We start from the raw sequence: 15,409 nt of genomic DNA on the forward strand, positions 1-15,409 counted from the left end.
GGATCTAAAACCAGCCGCCATGAGGATGGTCGTCCGCAGCCCGCTCGCCCGTTCGGAACTGCCGCACGATACGGCCGTTCTCGCGCGCTATCTCATCGGCAAGATCGTGGTGCGGGAATTGCCCGAAGGCATTGCCAGCGGCCGCATCGTCGAGACCGAGGCGTATGTCGCCGGCGATGCTGCCGGCCACGGCTACCGGGGAATGACGCCGCGCAACCGCTCGCTGTTCCTCGAGCGCGGGCATGCCTATGTCTATCTCGCCTACGGCATCTCATACATGCTGAACGTCTCGAGCGAAGTGCCCGGAATCGGAACCGGCGTCCTGATCAGGGCACTCGAGCCGCTCGACGGCATTCCGATCATGCAGCTCAATCGCGGCATCGAGCGCCTGCGTGACCTGGCGCGAGGACCGGGAAGGCTCGCCATGGCGTTGCGGATCGACCGTTCGCTCGACGGGCTCGATCTTTGCCGGGAAGGCCCTCTATGGCTCGCAAGCGATGGCCGCGACCCCGGCGAAATCGGGCAGGGCGTTCGGATCGGCATTTCGAAAGATGCCGACCGCCTGCTGCGATTTTATATCCGGGGAAGTCCCTTCGTCAGCGGTTCGCGGTCGCTCAACCCATGAGAGGCGCTTCCCGGCGCGTTGGAAGCAAGCAGAATGCAACCTACTGCGCTGCCCTCTTCCCTTCCAACTGCGCCCGCGCGGCCTGGATCGAGGCGGCGTAGGTCACCAGCGGGCGCTTGAGGCCGTGGTTGATCAGCGTGCGCCTGGTCTGCGGCGAAGCGCCCGATATGACAAAGCGCACGCCGGCGCGCCTGGCCTTGTGCGCCGCACCCTCGATGACATTGGCCGCGGTCGAATCGAAGAACGGCACCGCCGAGCAGTCGAGGATGAAGTTCTTGCGCTGGTCGGCGATGCGGTCGAGCACCGCGCCGACGGTCGAAGCGGCGCCGAAGAAGAATGCGCCGGAGATGCGGTAGACGATGGTGTCGGCATCGGTCGCGTCCCTGGAATCATAGACGCTCTCGCGGTCGGCGACGTCCTCCGGCACCAGCGTCTGGTCGGCCTCGACGGCGATGGATTTCGCCATGCGGTCGATGAACAGGATCGAACCCAGCGCGAAGCCGACGACGATGCCTTCGGTCAAGTCGCGGAAGACCACGATCAGGAAGGTGGCCATCAGCACCAGGGCATCGCCGCGCGAGGCGCGCAGTAGCGTGGCGAAGGCCTGCTTCTCGAACATGTTCCAGCACACCACCGCCAGCACGCCGGCGAGGGCGGAGAGCGGAATGTAGCTGGCGAGCGGCGCTGCCACCAGCATCAGGACGAGCAGGATCATGGAGTGGATCATGCCCGAAACCGGCCCGTGCGCGCCGGCCCGCACATTGGTGGCGGTACGGGCAATGGTGCCGGTGGTGCAGATGCCGCCGAACAGGGCCGAGGCGATGTTGGCGAAGCCTTGCGCCACCAGTTCGCAGTTGGAGCGGTGCCGGCGGCCGGTCATGCCGTCGGCTACGACGGCCGAGAGCAAGGATTCGATGGCGCCCAGCAACGCGAAGGCGATGGCGTCCGGCAGCACGTCGATCATCCTGTCGAGGCTGACAGGGGGAAGCGCCGGCCATTGCAGGCTGCGCGGGATGCCGCCAAAGCGCGTGCCGATCGTCTCGGCCGGCAGCGCAAACAGCGCCACCGCGAGCGACGCCAGCCCGATGGCGATCAACATCGCCGGCCATTTCGGTCGCCAGCGCTTCAGGAAAGCGATGGTTGCGATTGTCAGCACCGCCACGACGGTCGCCGCGAGATTGATCGTGCCGGCCGCCTCGCCGATCGCCGTCAACTTCGGCACCAGCGGACCTGGCTCCTTGCCGGCGAGCTTCAGCCCGAACAATTCGACGATCTGGCCCGAGAAGATGATGACGGCGATACCGGCGGTAAAGCCGACCGTCACCGGATAGGGAATGAACTTTATGTAGGTGCCGAGCCGCAGATACCCGATGGCGATGAGGAAGATGCCGGCCATCATCGTCGCCAGCAACAGCCCGTCCACGCCGACCCGCGCGACCGTCGCCGCCACCAGCACGATGAAGGCGCCCGCGGGGCCGCCGATCTGGAAACGGCTGCCGCCGAACGCCGAAATGATGAAGCCGCCGATGATGGATGTATAGAGCCCGCGCTCCGGCGTCACCCCTGATGCGATGGCGATTGCCATCGACAGCGGCAAGGCGACGATGGCGACGGTCAGCCCGGCAATCGCATCGGCCCTGAGATGTTCGAGCCTGTAGCCTTCGCGCCAGACCGTCACCAGTTTCGGTGTGAACAGTTCGGAAAAAGTCGGCTTTGCCGGCCCATGGGCCGGTTTGCGCGCGGTTTCGTGGAGTGTCTGCCCGATCTCGTCCATGGACTGCCTTCCGCACCTGAAAGGCGGCGGGATCGTCGGCAGGACTGTCGGCGGTCGCCGTCGCGACTTATGCCGGCTCAGCTTTCGGATTGGGCGGCACGGCAGGCTTGAGGCGCACGCCCCGGCCGCCGCGCTCACTGGGTTGATTCTCGCCGATCAGCTCCACCCCGGCCTCGTCGAGGGCCTGGATGACCTTCATCAGCGTATCGACCACGCCCCTGACCACGCCGTCACTCGCTTCCATGCGCTGGATGGTGGGAAGCGAAACGCCGGCGCGCTCGGCGAGCGCCTTCTGATCGATGCCGGCCAGCGCCCTCGCGGCGCGCATCTGCGCGGCAGTGATCATCGGCCGGGATCCCCGTCTGAGTCTGCGGATATGATGTATAATACGATCATAATGATGTTTCAAGCATTAGGATGCACGCTTGACCCTTGATCATCATCGCTGTCGAGCATTTTTCGGATACTTCCCGAACATTGAGAGCTAAGGTGTTCCATGTGGGGCAGGGGATAACGCGGTCGACCATTTCAAGACATTGACGACATCGGCATGGCTGGTATCGGTGGCCCTTCTGCTAACGGGCTGCGGACACTTGATCAACCGGCTGATCTGACCGCTTCCAGGTCGGGCGTCGTCAGGCATCGTCACGCACCACCCTGCGCCGCTGCAGGACCCTTGCCGCCAACCAGCACAGCATGGCCCAGGCAAAGCCCGCGCACCAGCCGGCCAGCACGTCCGACGGCCAGTGGACGCCGAGATAGATGCGGCTGATGCCGACAAGCACCGTCGTCAGCACGGCGAGCGCCAGGACATAGATCTTCGTCGTCCGGCCATGCAGGAAGCGCGCCGCAAGCGAGCCCAATGTGAGATAGGTCACCGCCGACAGCATTGCGTGGCCGCTTGGGAAGGAAAGCGAGGTCTCGTTGACCAGATGCGAGACGAGCTCGGGCCGCGGCCGGTCGACGCCGAGCTTCAGCAGGTTCGACAGCGTCTGGCCGCCCGCCACGGCGACGAAGATGAGAAGCGCGGTCCCGGGCCGGTGGATCAACAGCAGATAGATGATCGTCGCCGCCGTGATCAGCACCAGCACGCTGGTGCTGCCGAGGCTGGTGATGTCGCGCATCGCCCCTTCCATCCATGGCGGGCCGATCGGGATACCGGGTTGGCCCGCCTGGCGGAAGGCAAGCATGATTTCAGTGTCGAAGGCGTGCGGCGTGGTGGCCCGTGCCACCTCCATCAACTCCACGAAACCCCACAGGCCGGCGGCGACCACAAGGCCGGCCAGCAGCACCGGGAATTCGACCCGGCTCAGCAGAGCCTTTGCCGCAGTCTTCATCGGACCTCGTTTCGCAACCATGGTGTGCCGGTCATCGCCCTTGCACATAGGGCCCGAGCGTGATCAGCGCCACGGCGGCGATCGCCAGCACGATGCCGGCCGCCTGCAGCGTATTGATGCGCTCGCCGAAGAATATCAGCGCCACCAGATTGACCGATACCAGCTGGATGACGGCCGACAGGCTGAACGACACCGACATGCCGAATTCGCGAATCAGCCGCAGCATGATCAGGTTGCCCAGCGAATAGAGCGCAAGCGTCAGCACGATCTTGCCCAGGCTGGGCGCCATCCCCCATTGCTTGGCGGCCGCCGCCGCCAGCAGAAAGATCACCGTCGAAAGACCGAGCTGAAGTAACCCCGAAAAACTCACCCCGCCCCTCGATATTGATGCCGGTCGTCCATGCCTTGTTTCGCAAGCGCGTCGGGACGTCAAGCAGCTGCCGTGGGGCCAGGCTCTTGTGTCGGCAGGACCGAAGCGCCAAAGTCGCGGCCACTACCCTGCCCCTGCGGGTGGGAGCGAGGAGCGTGTCGTGCGATTTCTCGAAACCTTGTCGCGGCGCTGGAACGGGCTTACGCTGGCGCTGCAGTTCATCATTGCCGGCGGCTTCGGGCTGCTTGCTGTGATGTTGGTGGTCGGCTTCTGGGTCACCGCGCAAATCCGCGAAAGCGTGCTCCACAATTCGGCGGCCACGACTGCCCTTTATGTCGACAGCGTGATCGCTCCGCTGCTCCCCGATCTGCGCACGAACCATCAGCTCGATGACACCGTCAAACGGGCGCTTGACGAGACCCTCGGCCAAGGCGCGCTCGGCAAGCGGCTGTTTTCCTTCAAGTTGTGGCGTCGGGACGGCACGGTGCTGTATTCGAAGGACACGGCCTTGATCGGCCGGCAGTTCGGCCCGAGCGCCAATCTGCGTGCCACCTTCGCCGGGAATGTCGTCGCCGAGTTCAACGAGCTAGGCGACGAGGACGACAAGGAGGAGAGGGCCGCGGGCGTGCCGCTGCTGGAAATCTACAATCCAGTCCGCGAACCCTGGTCGGGCGAGGTGGTCGCCGTCACCGAATTCTACGAGATCGCCGACGATTTCCAGGCGGCTCTGGCTTCCGCCTTGCTGTCAAGCTGGCTGATCGTGGCCGGTGCCACGCTGGCGGCGCTGCTGCTGTTGTCGGGGATCGTCATACGTGGCAGCCGCACCATCGACAAGCAGCGCGGCGTTCTGCAGGGCCAGGTTTCCGAGCTGCAGGCGCTGGTCTCGCAAAACCGGGCGCTGCGCCTGCGCGTCCAGCAGGCGTCGCGCCGTGCCACGGCGCTCAATGAACGATACTTGCGTCGCATCGGCGCCGACCTTCATGACGGGCCGGCTCAGCTCGTCGCGCTGGCGGCGCTGCGTGTGGATAGCCCCGCCATTTCCGGCGAGGGTGCCTCCAGCGACAGCCGCAACGCCGAGATTGCCATGATCCGCATGGCGCTGGACGACGCGATGCGTGAAATCCGCGGCATCTGCAACGGCCTCGTCCTGCCGCAGATAGAAACGGCCGCGGCCGGCGACATTCTGCGTCTTGCCGTCGACGAGCATCAACGCAGGACCCGCAGTTCCGTGGCGCTGACCTTATCCAGGCAGTTGCCCGAACTGGGCGCTTCGGAGAAGATCAGCATCTATCGCTTCGTCCAGGAGGGGCTGAACAACGCCTACCGTCATGGGCAGGGCAAGGATCAGGAGGTGAAGGCCGGGATGACAGGCGGCAAGTTCTTCGTTGAAGTATCGGATGGCGGGCCCGGATTCGACCCGAGGCGGGCAGAAGGCCTGGGGCTCGCCGGCATTAGGGAGCGTATCGAAAGCATTGGTGGCCAGTTCGAGACCACGACCGGGCCGCAGGGAACACGATTGATGATTACGCTAGCTGTCGAGGATCAACCATGATCGGTACCATCCGTGTCGCCATTGTCGACGACCATCCGCTGTTTCGCGAAGGCGTTACCCGCAGCCTGTCGGAGATCGGCGGCTTCGACATGGTGGCCCAGGGCGCCACGGCGCAGGATGCCGAACGCATCGCCTCGACTTTGCAGCCCGACATACTGCTGCTCGACATCAGCATGCCGGGTGACGGTCTTGCGTCGGTGGCCGGCATACTGGGTGCCAATCCCGGACAGAAGATCGTCATGCTGACGGTCTCGGAGGCCAATGCCGACGTGGCGCGGGCGCTGAACGCCGGTGTGCGCGGCTATGTGCTGAAGGGGGTCGGCTCGCGCATGCTGGCCGAAATCCTGCATGGTGTCGCGGCCGGCGAGACCTATGTGTCGCCGACCCTGTCGGCCCGCCTGCTTTCGGACCTGCAATCGCTGCAGCCGGCCAACGGCAGGACGGACCGCCTGCGTCAGCTCACCGGACGCGAGGCCGAGATCCTGCAGCTGGTGGCGGAGGGGCTTAGCAACAAGGAAGTGGCGCTGCGGCTGGCACTGCAAGAAAAAACGGTCAAGCATCACATGACCGGTGTGCTGTCCAAGCTCAACGTCCGCAATCGCACCGAGGCGGCGCTGCTGATGCGCGAAGCGCGGGATCGGGCCGGCAGCTAATCCTGGTCGCCCGCAAGGGATCCCCAGTTCGGGATAAGCGCGGTGCAGCGGAACGCTCCAGGGCAAAAAAAGACGGCCCCTACACGGGGCCGGAGCGAGAAGGTCACCTCCGCCGGGGGGCGGCGGAGGTGACACGTAGAGCGGGCGATGCCAATTGCCCGCTCTACAACCCCTTGAGGCGGCTTATATCCGCCGCCGTCGCAGGGCGCTCGACGATCGTGCGGCCCAGAGCGTCGGTCATTTTGAAGCGACCCTTCTCGATCTCTTCGCCGAAGCCGTTAGGGTGCTGCACCACGATCTTGTTGTCGTCTATTTCGACACGATCGCCGGTTGTTGCGTTCACATGCTTGCCGGAGCTGCTGGCGCCCTTCCCCTTGCCACTGTTGCCGCCGCCATTGTTCCCGTTGCCGCCAGCGTTGCCATTGTTGCCTCCGGCGTTGCCATTGTTGCCGCCGCCGTTATTTCCATTGCCGCCATTGCCGCCATTGCCGCCATTGCCGCCGCCATTGCCGTTCTTGGCCTGGGCGCTGGACACGACAATGCCTGCGGCGGAACCGTGAAAATCGAGGTGATAGGGGGCTATGGTCAGCGCCAGTGCCGGCACTGCTCTCAGGGCCAGCCAGCAACAATGAGCCATGATCGAGCTGCGCATCAGTCCCTCACTTGATTGGACCGGCAAATTCAGAGGCCATCTCGTGCAGGTACGCGACCATCGGCGACATGGCGTGTTCGTGTAAGTGGCCCACGACCGATGCCGCGGCAATCCAGACCTTCGACCCGATCGGTTTAGGACCTTAGTCCGAGTTTCAAACCGGATATGGCGCGAGGTTTGCGGTCAAGCTGGCGGGTGCACGAATGTCACGAAAGTGTGACCGATCGTCTATAAGGGGTCGAAAGGCGTGACACGCTCCAGCCATCCAGGAAGCCAGAGGCAGACCCATGACCGACCATCGCTCGCCCGACGCCAGATTCCGCACCAGCCTGCTTGAGGAAAACGACGGTCCGGCGACCAACCCCACCGACAACAGCACCATGGGCGAAATCATCGCCGAACGGTTCTCCCGCCGCGCCTTCCTCAAGGGTTCGCTGGCCGTCTCGGCCATCGCCGCCACCGTCAGCCCGCTGGCGCTCGTGGCCGCCGACGATGCGCGTGCCGCCGAGGGTTCGGCTTTCTCGTTCGACGAACTCGAAGCCGGTATCGACGACAAGCACCATGTCGCGCCGGGCTACGACGCCGACGTGCTGTTGCGCTGGGGCGATCCGCTGTTTGCCGATTCGCCGGAGTTCGACCCGGCCAGGCAGTCGGCTGAGGCCCAGGCAAGACAATTCGGCTACAACAATGACTATGTCGGCTATATCGGGATCGATGGCTCCGCCGAGCACGGCCTGCTGGTCGTCAACCACGAATACACCAATCCGCATCTGATGTTCCCGGGCATCGTCAAGATCGTCGAGAAGGACGGCAAGAAAGCGGCCGAACTCGCACCGCTCTCGAAGGAGCAGGTCGACGTCGAGATGGCGGCACATGGCGGCACCATCGTCGAGATCCGCAAGGAAGGCGGCAAGTGGCAGGTGGTGCGCGACGGCAAGTTGAACCGCCGCATCACCTCCAACACCGAAATGGCGCTGTCGGGCCCGGTCGCCGGTCATGACCGCGTCAAGACCAATGCCGACCCATCCGGCACCAAGGTCATCGGCACATTCAACAACTGCGCCGGCGGCGTCACGCCCTGGGGCACCTATGTCATGGCCGAGGAGAACATCCACGGCTATTTCTCCGGTGAACTGCCGGAAGGCCATAAGGAAGCCGCCAACTACAAGCGCCTCGGCATTCCGGAAGGGGCCTATGAATGGGGCGCGCATTACGACCGCTTCGACCTCGCCAAGGAGCCGAACGAGCCCAACCGTTTCGGCTGGATCGTCGAGGTCGACGTCAACGATCCGGCATCCACGCCGAGGAAGCGCACTGCAATGGGCCGCTTCAAGCATGAAGGCGCCGAATCGATCGTCGCCAAGGATGGGCGCGTCGTCTTCTATCTCGGCGACGACGAGCGCTTCGACTATGTCTATAAATTCGTCACATCAGGCCGTTTCAATCCGGACGACCGCGCCGCCAACCTGAACCTGCTCGACGACGGCACGCTGCATGTCGCCAAGTTCGCCGCCGACGGTACAGTGGAATGGCTGCCGATCGTCTTCGGCAACGGCCCGCTGACGGCCGAGAACGGCTTTGCCGGCCAGGCCGACGTGCTGATCGAGACGCGGCGTGCCGCCGACCTGCTCGGCGCCACCAAGATGGACCGTCCCGAGGACATCCAGCCCAATGCTGTCAACGGCAAGGTCTATGTCATGTTGACCAACAATTCCAAACGCAAGGCCGACCAGGTCGACGCCGCCAACCCGCGCGCCGACAACGCCTTCGGCCACATCATCGAGATATCGGAGGATGGCGGCGATTTCGCCGGCACCAGGGGCAAATGGGAAGTGCTCCTGAAATGCGGCGATCCGGCGGTTGCCGATGTCGGCGCCACCTTCTCCACCGCCACAACGGCCAACGGCTGGTTCGGCATGCCCGACAATTGCGCGGTCGATTCGGCCGGGCGCCTGTGGGTCGCCACCGACGGCCAGGGGCCGAAGGCCACCGGCCGCACCGACGGCCTGTGGGCGGTCGACACCGAAGGGCCGGCGCGCGCGACGTCAAAACTGTTTTTCCGCGTGCCGATCGGCGCTGAAATGTGCGGGCCGCTGTTTGCGCCCGACGATCAGACCGCCTTCGTCGCCGTCCAGCATCCTGGCGACGGCGGCGAGGATTGGGAGGCGTTCGGCCGCCCGTCCTATTATGAGGATCCGTCGACGCGCTGGCCCGATTTCAAGCCGGACATGCCGGTGCGGCCGGCGGTCGTCGCCATTACCAGGCAAGGCGGCGGCAAGATCGCGATTTAGAGGGCAATTCCAGGAAAGTGGGGTTCCGTCCGACGCGTAAAACGAACCTCCAGCCCGGTTCAGGGCCCGGAATTGGCGATCCGCCGGGCAATCCGCTCGGCGATCGCCTTGGCCTGGATGGCGGCATTGGCGAAGCAGCCGCGGATGCTCGGCCGCATGCCGGTGAACCAGAGGCCAGGCAGTTTCGGATCGGCATCGCCGCCGTTGAAGAGCGGAACGCCCTTGCCGTCGAGCACGCCGAGATCGCCGACCATCTGCTCAAGCCCGGTGCGGTAGCCCGTCGCGGCAATGACGATGTCGGGATCGATCAGGCTGCCATTGGCCAGGATGACGCCGTCGCGGGTGAATTCCCGCACCCCCGGCACGACGGTGATCCTGCCCGAGCGGATGGCGTCGATCGCGCCCTCGTCGGCAGCGATCGCTGTGTAGTCGGTGGTCAGGCGGCTGGCGCCGCCCACCGGTGCCGGCGGCACGCCGAATTTCGTCAGGTCGCCGAAAACCAGGCGCTGCGTCAAGGCGATCACCGCATCGGCGACCCGCAAAGGCAACCGCGCCATCAGCGGCGACAGCCGGTGCACGGCAATCTTGCCGATGCGCTTGGGCAGGACAGACGGACCGTTGCGGGCCGACAGCCACAGCGAGGCGGTGCTTGCCTGCGCCAGGTGATTGAGCGCGTCTATACCCGAGTTGCCGGCGCCGACGACCAGCACCTTCTTGCCGGCATAGTCCTTCGCGTCGCCGAAATCCGCCGAATGGATGATGCGGCCGGCGAAGTCCCGCATTCCTTTCCATTCGGGGATGAAGGGCTGTCTGTCGCGGCCGGTGGCGATCACGACGTGGCGCGCCAGGCGCATCCCGGCGCTGGTCTCTATCGCCCAGTGGTCGCCCCTGAACAGGACCGCCTCGACGGCGACGCCGAGCTCCACCGGCAGCCGGTTCGCCTCGCTGAAATCGTTGAGATAGCGGATGACGGCGGTTCTGTGGGGGAAGGCGAGCGTGCCCTTCGGATAGGCAAGGCCGGGAAGTGCCGAAAGGTCGCGGTGCGTGTTGAGGCGCAGCTGCTGGTGGCGCCGGTGCCATGGCTCGGCCAACCGGCTCTCCTTTTCCAGGACCACCGTCGCCACGCCGGCCTTGATCAGCGCCTGCGCTGCCGCAAGACCGGCGGCGCCGGCCCCGATGACGATCGCCGGTTCGATGGTTACCGTCTGGTGCGCTGCCGGTCTGATTGTCGTATCTGCCATTCGATCACGAACCCCATTCCACCCTTGTGGCGCTTCCGCCGACACCGGCGGACGCCCTCCCGCGCATGATCCATACAGCAGATCGGCCCCGGATTTCGAGGCCATGCGCCGCACCGCGGTTGCGTCCTATATGGCATATACGCGAGATCGGCGATAATCAGGTCGCGGCAATGTGATTGATTCGAGATCCGGGGGCTGGCGGATCTCTGTTACCGGTACAGGAATCCGAAGTCCTCGAAATGCTTTTTTCGGCTTCCTGTGCAAAATCAAGGCGCCACGGCGTATAGCGTACCCGGGTGCGCGCCGCAGATGCACGCGGAATCTCGACCCATGCCCTCCTTGCGGATCTATCTCGACAAAATCCTCGAGCGTGCCTCGCCCAAGGTCGAGCGCCAGGCGTTCACCCACGCCGAACGGCTGGCGCTGGTGCGCCGCCATGGCGACTTCTCGCTCGCCTACTCCTCCGCCGTGCAAGGCAGGCTCTCCTATTTCGGCGACGCCGACGGTTACATCGCCTTCGGCACCAAGATGAAGCATCATTTCGCGCTCGGCGACCCGGTCGCCGATCCGGCCCATCGGGCCGACTACATCAGGCGCTTCGTCGAGACCGCCGGCAGCCCCTGGTTCGTGCAGATCGGAGAACAGTCGGCGCGGGTGCTGGCCGGGCTCGGCTACAAGGTCAACCGGCTGGGCATCGACACCCGTCTGCCGCTGCCTGAACACGATTTTTCCGGCAAGCGCAACGAAACCGTGCGCTATTCCGAGCGCTGGCTGTTGAAGAAGGGCTTTTCGTTCGCCGAGGACAAGCGGACGATCTTTCTCGACGAGATCTCCCGGCTTTCGGCGAACTGGCGCGGCGACCGTATCGTCAAGCGTTGGGAAATGGGCTTCCTCAACCGGCACTTCGCCGATCATGTGGGCGTCGACATGCGCCGCTTCGTGCTGCACGGCCCCGATGGCGAACTGGTCGCCCTGCTCGACTTCGATCCGCTGTTTCGCGGCGGCAAGGTCATCGGCTACACCACGGCCTTCAAGCGCAAGCACATCGACGCCTCGCCGCATGCGGAGGTCGGCCTGACCAAATTCGCCGTCGACCGCTTTCGCGAGGAAGGCATTTCGGTCGTCACGCTCGGGCTGTCGCCGCTGGTCGACGTCGGCCCCAGCGGATTTGCCGAAAGCGATTTCTGGCGCAACGCCTTCCAGCGCGCCTATGATTCGCCCTGGGTCAACCGCCGCCGCTTCAACCTGCAGGGCCAGGCGGCGTTCAAGCGCCGGTTCCACGGCATCGAGGAGCCGGTCTATGTCGCCTTCCGCAAGGGGACCTACATGGAGATGCTGGGCCTGCTGCGGCTGGTCAAGGCGATCTAGGGCAGTTCACCGTTCACGGAAACGGAGAACCGCTCTAACTCTTTGTTTTGACGCAATTCCCAAGGGAAAGCGCTACGCGCTTTGCCCGGCGTGGCTTCGGCCGTCAGTTCCTCAGCCGATAGCCGGTTCTGAAGATCCAGGCGACGATCGCCACGCAGATCAGCAGAAAAACCACGGTCATGCCGAGGCTGATGCCGACCGAAACGTCCGATGTTCCGAAAAAGCTCCAGCGGAAGCCGCTGATCAGGTAGACGACCGGATTGAACAGCGTCACCGTGCGCCAGGCGCCCGGCAGCATGTTGATGGAATAGAAGCTGCCGCCGAGGAAGGTCAGCGGCGTGATGATCAGCAGCGGCACCAGTTGCAACTGCTCAAAGCTCCTGGCCCAGATGCCGATGATGAAGCCGAACAGGCTGAAGGTCACCGCCGTAAGCACCAGGAAGGCCAGCATCCAGAACGGATGCTGGATGGAGAGCGGCACGAACAGCGAGGCCGTCGCCAGGATGATCAGGCCGAGGATGATCGACTTGGTGGCGGCGCCCCCGACATAGGCGAGGACGATCTCGAGATAGGAGACCGGGGCCGACAACAGCTCGTAGATCGAGCCGACGAATTTCGGGAAGTAGATGGCGAAGGAGGCGTTGGAGATCGACTGCGTCAAAAGCGACAGCATGATCAGCCCGGGCACGATGAAGGCGCCGTAGCTGATGCCGTCGATCTCGGTGATGCGCGAACCGATGGCCGAGCCGAAGACGACGAAATAGAGCGACGTCGACAGCACGGGCGAGACGATGCTCTGCAAAACGGTGCGCAGCGCGCGCGCCATCTCCACTCGGTAGATCGCCCATACCGCGCGCAGGTTCATGGCTCTTGCCTCAGAAGATTGACGAAGATCTCCTCCAGCGAGCTGTTCTGCGTGTCGAGGTCGCGGAACTGGATGCCGGCGGCCTCGAGATCGCGGATCAGCGATGCCACGCCCGGCCGGTCGCTCTGGTTGTCATAGGTGTAGGTGATCTGCCCGCCATCCGGCGACAGTTCCAGGGCGTAGTGCGAGACGGCATCCGGAATGGCGCCGAGCGGGCTGCGCAGTTCCATCACCAGGCGCTTGCGGCCGAGCTTGCGCATCAGTTCGGCCTTGCCCTCGACCAGGATGATCTCGCCGCGGTTGATGACGCCGACGCGGTCGGCCATCGCCTCGGCTTCCTCGATATAGTGGGTGGTGAGGATGATGGTGACGCCGTCCTCGCGCAGCCGCCGCACCATCGCCCACATGTCCTGGCGCAGTTCGACGTCGACGCCCGCCGTCGGCTCGTCGAGGAACAGCACGCGCGGTTCGTGCGACAGCGCCTTGGCGATCATCAGCCGCCGCTTCATGCCGCCCGAGAGCGTGATCGCCTTGGCGTCCTTCTTTTCCCACAGCGAGAGATCCCGCAGCACCTTCTCGACAAAGGCATGGTTCGCCGGCTTGCCGAACAGGCCGCGGCTGTAGTTGACCGTCGCCCAGACGCTCTCGAAGGCGTCGATGGTCAGTTCCTGCGGCACCAGCCCGATCAGGCCGCGCGCGGCGCGATAGTCTTTGGTAATGTCGTGGCCGTCCACCGTGACGCTGCCAGACGAACGGTTGACGATGCCGCAGACGATCGAGATCAGCGTCGTCTTGCCGGCGCCGTTGGGGCCAAGCAGCGCGAAAATCTCGCCGCGCTCGATGTCGAGATTGATTTCCTTCAGCGCCTTGAAGCCGGTGGCGTAGGTCTTGGTGACCCCGGAAATGGAGATGACAGGCTGCATGGCTGAAAACGGCTACTTGAAAGAGGATCCCAGATATAGGCCGAATGTCGCCCCATGCAACCGGAAGTCAATGAAGTTGCTGACAGTTCTCGACAGTCGTTGCAGACAGGCCATTCCCGCGGATGAAGAGACAGGCCGAGATCGCGCGTGCCGCCCCTCCAAGGTAAACACGGTGCGCCGGGTGCTGTCGTCCCGGGCCCATGCCTGTTCGACGTCCGCCAATGGGGGATGGGGCTGGGGGGATTGGACTGCTCGCGAAGCGCGGCCGGCCCGGTTCTGCGTCATCTTGGCTCGGCGCTGCGGCGTTCCGCCTCGCGGCGGGACGCCGCTTTGACCGGCCGGCCCTACAAGCCTATTCTCCGCTTATTAGAAGCAGCCGGAGCCCGCCATGGACCCGCTCATCCTTTCGCGCATCCAGTTCGGTGCGAATATTTCGTTTCATATTCTGTTTCCAGCCATCACCATCGCACTCGGCTGGGTGCTGCTTTTCTTCAAGCTCCGCTACAACGCGACCAATGATTCGGCCTGGATGCGCGCCTATTTCACCTGGGTGAAGGTGTTCGCGCTGTCCTTCGCCATGGGCGTGGTTTCCGGCGTCACCATGAGCTTCCAGTTCGGCACCAACTGGCCGGGCTACATGGAAACCGTCGGCAACATCGCCGGGCCGCTGCTGGCCTACGAAATCCTCACCGCCTTTTTCCTCGAGGCGGCCTTCCTCGGCATCATGCTGTTCGGCTTCCGCCGCGTTTCCAACCGCATCCACACGCTGGCGACCGTGCTGGTCGCCGGCGGCACCACCGTGTCGGCCTTCTGGATCATCGCGCTGAACTCGTGGATGCAGACGCCGGTCGGCTTCGAGATGCGCGACGGCGTCGCCCATGCCGTCGACTGGTGGGCGATCCTCTTCAACCCCTCCATGCCCTACCGTCTCGTCCATATGCTGCTCGCCTCCGGGCTTACGGTATCGTTCCTCATCGCCGGCCTGTCGGCGCTGCGCTACCTCAAGGGCGACCGCTCGGAATCGATGTGGAAGGCGCTGCGCACCGGCGTCTTCACAGCCGCCATCCTCATCCCCATCCAGATCCTTGCCGGCGACCAGCACGGCCTGAACACGCTCGAGCACCAGCCGCAGAAGATCGCCGCCATGGAGGCCAACTGGAACACCGGCCCCAATGTGCCGCTGGTGCTGTTTGCCATTCCGGATGAAGCGGCCAGGGAAAACAGGTTCGAGGTGACCATTCCCGACGGGGCGAGCTGGATCCTGCGGCACAGCGCCGGCGGCGTGGTGCCGGGGCTCAACGACTATCCCGGCAACCATCCGCCCGTCTTCCCGGTGTTCTGGGGTTTTCGCGTCATGGTCGGCACCGGCCTGTTGATGCTCGCCGTCTCCTGGTCGGCCGCCTTCTTCCTCAAGCGCCGTCATAGCTTGCCGAGGCCGCTGGCGCTGCTCATGGTGCCGATGACCATCTCCGGTTGGGTGGCGACGCTCGCCGGCTGGTATACGACGGAGATCGGCCGCCAGCCCTGGCTGGTGACGGGCGTGCTGAGGACCGCCGACGCCGTCGGCCCGGTGGCCGGCAGCCATGTGGCGCTGACGCTGGCCGTCTATCTCGTTCTCTACGTGCTGTTGCTGATCGCCTATCTCGGCGTGCTGGTCCATCTGGCGCTGAAGGCGGCCAAGGACGGCGACACATCGCCGCTGCCGGGCGTGCTCAACAGGCCGATGTCGCAGCCGGCGGCTGGCGAGTAGGAGACAGT

At 64.6% G+C, this 15,409-nt stretch carries 14 protein-coding genes; 6 read left to right on the forward strand and 8 right to left on the reverse strand.

Annotated elements, in window-relative coordinates; genetic code table 11:
- Nucleotides 1–25 precede the first annotated feature (25 nt).
- On the forward strand, nt 26–625 hold the full coding sequence (locus LB533_RS03095; protein WP_224676757.1) for a DNA-3-methyladenine glycosylase: 600 nt from the start codon (nt 26–28) through the stop codon (nt 623–625).
- 40 nt (nt 626–665) lie between these two features.
- Here LB533_RS03095 and LB533_RS03100 read toward each other — a convergent pair whose 3' ends face one another.
- The 4 genes from LB533_RS03100 to LB533_RS03115 all read right to left on the reverse strand — a co-directional run bounded on the left by LB533_RS03100 (nt 666) and on the right by LB533_RS03115 (nt 4,106).
- Nucleotides 666–2,399, reverse strand: a complete 1,734-nt coding sequence (locus tag LB533_RS03100; protein WP_224676609.1) for a SulP family inorganic anion transporter — start codon at nt 2,397–2,399, stop codon at nt 666–668.
- Nucleotides 2,400–2,466: 67 nt separating this feature from the next.
- A complete protein-coding gene (locus LB533_RS03105; protein ID WP_140816530.1) occupies nt 2,467–2,745 on the reverse strand; it encodes a helix-turn-helix domain-containing protein in 279 nt (92 codons plus the stop codon).
- Between the two features lie 289 nt (nt 2,746–3,034).
- On the reverse strand, nt 3,035–3,736 hold the full coding sequence (locus tag LB533_RS03110; protein ID WP_224676610.1) for a phosphatase PAP2 family protein: 702 nt from the start codon (nt 3,734–3,736) through the stop codon (nt 3,035–3,037).
- A 31-nt stretch (nt 3,737–3,767) separates the two neighbouring features.
- Nucleotides 3,768–4,106 carry a hypothetical protein gene (locus LB533_RS03115; RefSeq protein ID WP_140493450.1) on the reverse strand — a complete coding sequence of 113 codons (339 nt, stop codon included), beginning with the start codon at nt 4,104–4,106 and terminating at the stop codon, nt 3,768–3,770.
- 160 nt (nt 4,107–4,266) lie between these two features.
- Between LB533_RS03115 and LB533_RS03120 the strand changes: the two genes are divergently transcribed.
- Complete coding sequence (locus LB533_RS03120) at nt 4,267–5,658, forward strand: sensor histidine kinase (protein WP_224676611.1); 1,392 nt, start codon at nt 4,267–4,269, stop codon at nt 5,656–5,658.
- Nucleotides 5,655–6,311 (forward strand): response regulator, encoded by a 657-nt coding sequence (locus tag LB533_RS03125; protein ID WP_224676612.1) that lies wholly within the window; start codon nt 5,655–5,657, stop codon nt 6,309–6,311. The genes LB533_RS03120 and LB533_RS03125 overlap by 4 nt, the downstream gene beginning before the upstream one ends.
- A gap of 163 nt (nt 6,312–6,474) precedes the next feature.
- Here LB533_RS03125 and LB533_RS03130 read toward each other — a convergent pair whose 3' ends face one another.
- Nucleotides 6,475–6,963, reverse strand: coding sequence for a hypothetical protein (locus LB533_RS03130; protein ID WP_224676613.1), 489 nt, complete (start codon nt 6,961–6,963; stop codon nt 6,475–6,477).
- Between the two features lie 287 nt (nt 6,964–7,250).
- On the opposite strand from LB533_RS03130, the gene LB533_RS03135 reads away from it, so the two are divergent.
- Complete coding sequence (locus LB533_RS03135) at nt 7,251–9,254, forward strand: PhoX family protein (protein WP_224676614.1); 2,004 nt, start codon at nt 7,251–7,253, stop codon at nt 9,252–9,254.
- A gap of 59 nt (nt 9,255–9,313) precedes the next feature.
- Here the strand turns inward: LB533_RS03135 and LB533_RS03140 are convergent, their stop codons facing one another.
- Nucleotides 9,314–10,495 carry a flavin-containing monooxygenase gene (locus LB533_RS03140; RefSeq protein WP_224676615.1) on the reverse strand — a complete coding sequence of 394 codons (1,182 nt, stop codon included), beginning with the start codon at nt 10,493–10,495 and terminating at the stop codon, nt 9,314–9,316.
- A 330-nt stretch (nt 10,496–10,825) separates the two neighbouring features.
- On the opposite strand from LB533_RS03140, the gene LB533_RS03145 reads away from it, so the two are divergent.
- Nucleotides 10,826–11,863 carry a phosphatidylglycerol lysyltransferase domain-containing protein gene (locus tag LB533_RS03145; protein ID WP_224676616.1) on the forward strand — a complete coding sequence of 346 codons (1,038 nt, stop codon included), beginning with the start codon at nt 10,826–10,828 and terminating at the stop codon, nt 11,861–11,863.
- A 103-nt stretch (nt 11,864–11,966) separates the two neighbouring features.
- On the opposite strand, the gene LB533_RS03150 is transcribed toward LB533_RS03145, so the two are convergent.
- Together LB533_RS03150 and LB533_RS03155 are read right to left on the reverse strand one after the other, a co-directional pair.
- A complete protein-coding gene (locus tag LB533_RS03150) occupies nt 11,967–12,728 on the reverse strand; it encodes an ABC transporter permease (RefSeq protein ID WP_224676617.1) in 762 nt (253 codons plus the stop codon).
- Nucleotides 12,725–13,651, reverse strand: coding sequence for an ABC transporter ATP-binding protein (locus tag LB533_RS03155; protein ID WP_224676618.1), 927 nt, complete (start codon nt 13,649–13,651; stop codon nt 12,725–12,727). Before LB533_RS03155 ends, LB533_RS03150 begins: the two co-directional genes overlap by 4 nt.
- Nucleotides 13,652–14,039: 388 nt before the next feature.
- Here LB533_RS03155 and LB533_RS03160 point away from each other — a divergent pair, with 388 nt between their 5' ends.
- A complete protein-coding gene (locus LB533_RS03160) occupies nt 14,040–15,401 on the forward strand; it encodes a cytochrome ubiquinol oxidase subunit I (protein WP_140639424.1) in 1,362 nt (453 codons plus the stop codon).
- Nucleotides 15,402–15,409: the final 8 nt, after the last annotated feature.

The organism is Mesorhizobium sp. BR1-1-13 (assembly GCF_020165515.1).
Taxonomy (GTDB): Bacteria; Pseudomonadota; Alphaproteobacteria; order Rhizobiales; family Rhizobiaceae; genus Mesorhizobium.

Excerpts from the sequence above, each read along its gene's own strand:
- LB533_RS03095 (WP_224676757.1), top strand. The coding sequence starts at position 26 with ATGGTCGTCCGCAGCCCGCTCGCCCGTTCGGAACTGCCGCACGATACG.
- LB533_RS03100 (WP_224676609.1), bottom strand. The coding sequence starts at position 2,399 with ATGGACGAGATCGGGCAGACACTCCACGAAACCGCGCGCAAACCGGCC.
- LB533_RS03105 (WP_140816530.1), bottom strand. The coding sequence starts at position 2,745 with ATGATCACTGCCGCGCAGATGCGCGCCGCGAGGGCGCTGGCCGGCATC.
- LB533_RS03110 (WP_224676610.1), bottom strand. The coding sequence starts at position 3,736 with ATGAAGACTGCGGCAAAGGCTCTGCTGAGCCGGGTCGAATTCCCGGTG.
- LB533_RS03125 (WP_224676612.1), top strand. The coding sequence starts at position 5,655 with ATGATCGGTACCATCCGTGTCGCCATTGTCGACGACCATCCGCTGTTT.
- LB533_RS03130 (WP_224676613.1), bottom strand. The coding sequence starts at position 6,963 with ATGCGCAGCTCGATCATGGCTCATTGTTGCTGGCTGGCCCTGAGAGCA.
- LB533_RS03135 (WP_224676614.1), top strand. The coding sequence starts at position 7,251 with ATGACCGACCATCGCTCGCCCGACGCCAGATTCCGCACCAGCCTGCTT.
- LB533_RS03140 (WP_224676615.1), bottom strand. The coding sequence starts at position 10,495 with ATGGCAGATACGACAATCAGACCGGCAGCGCACCAGACGGTAACCATC.
- LB533_RS03145 (WP_224676616.1), top strand. The coding sequence starts at position 10,826 with ATGCCCTCCTTGCGGATCTATCTCGACAAAATCCTCGAGCGTGCCTCG.
- LB533_RS03150 (WP_224676617.1), bottom strand. The coding sequence starts at position 12,728 with ATGAACCTGCGCGCGGTATGGGCGATCTACCGAGTGGAGATGGCGCGC.
- LB533_RS03155 (WP_224676618.1), bottom strand. The coding sequence starts at position 13,651 with ATGCAGCCTGTCATCTCCATTTCCGGGGTCACCAAGACCTACGCCACC.
- LB533_RS03160 (WP_140639424.1), top strand. The coding sequence starts at position 14,040 with ATGGACCCGCTCATCCTTTCGCGCATCCAGTTCGGTGCGAATATTTCG.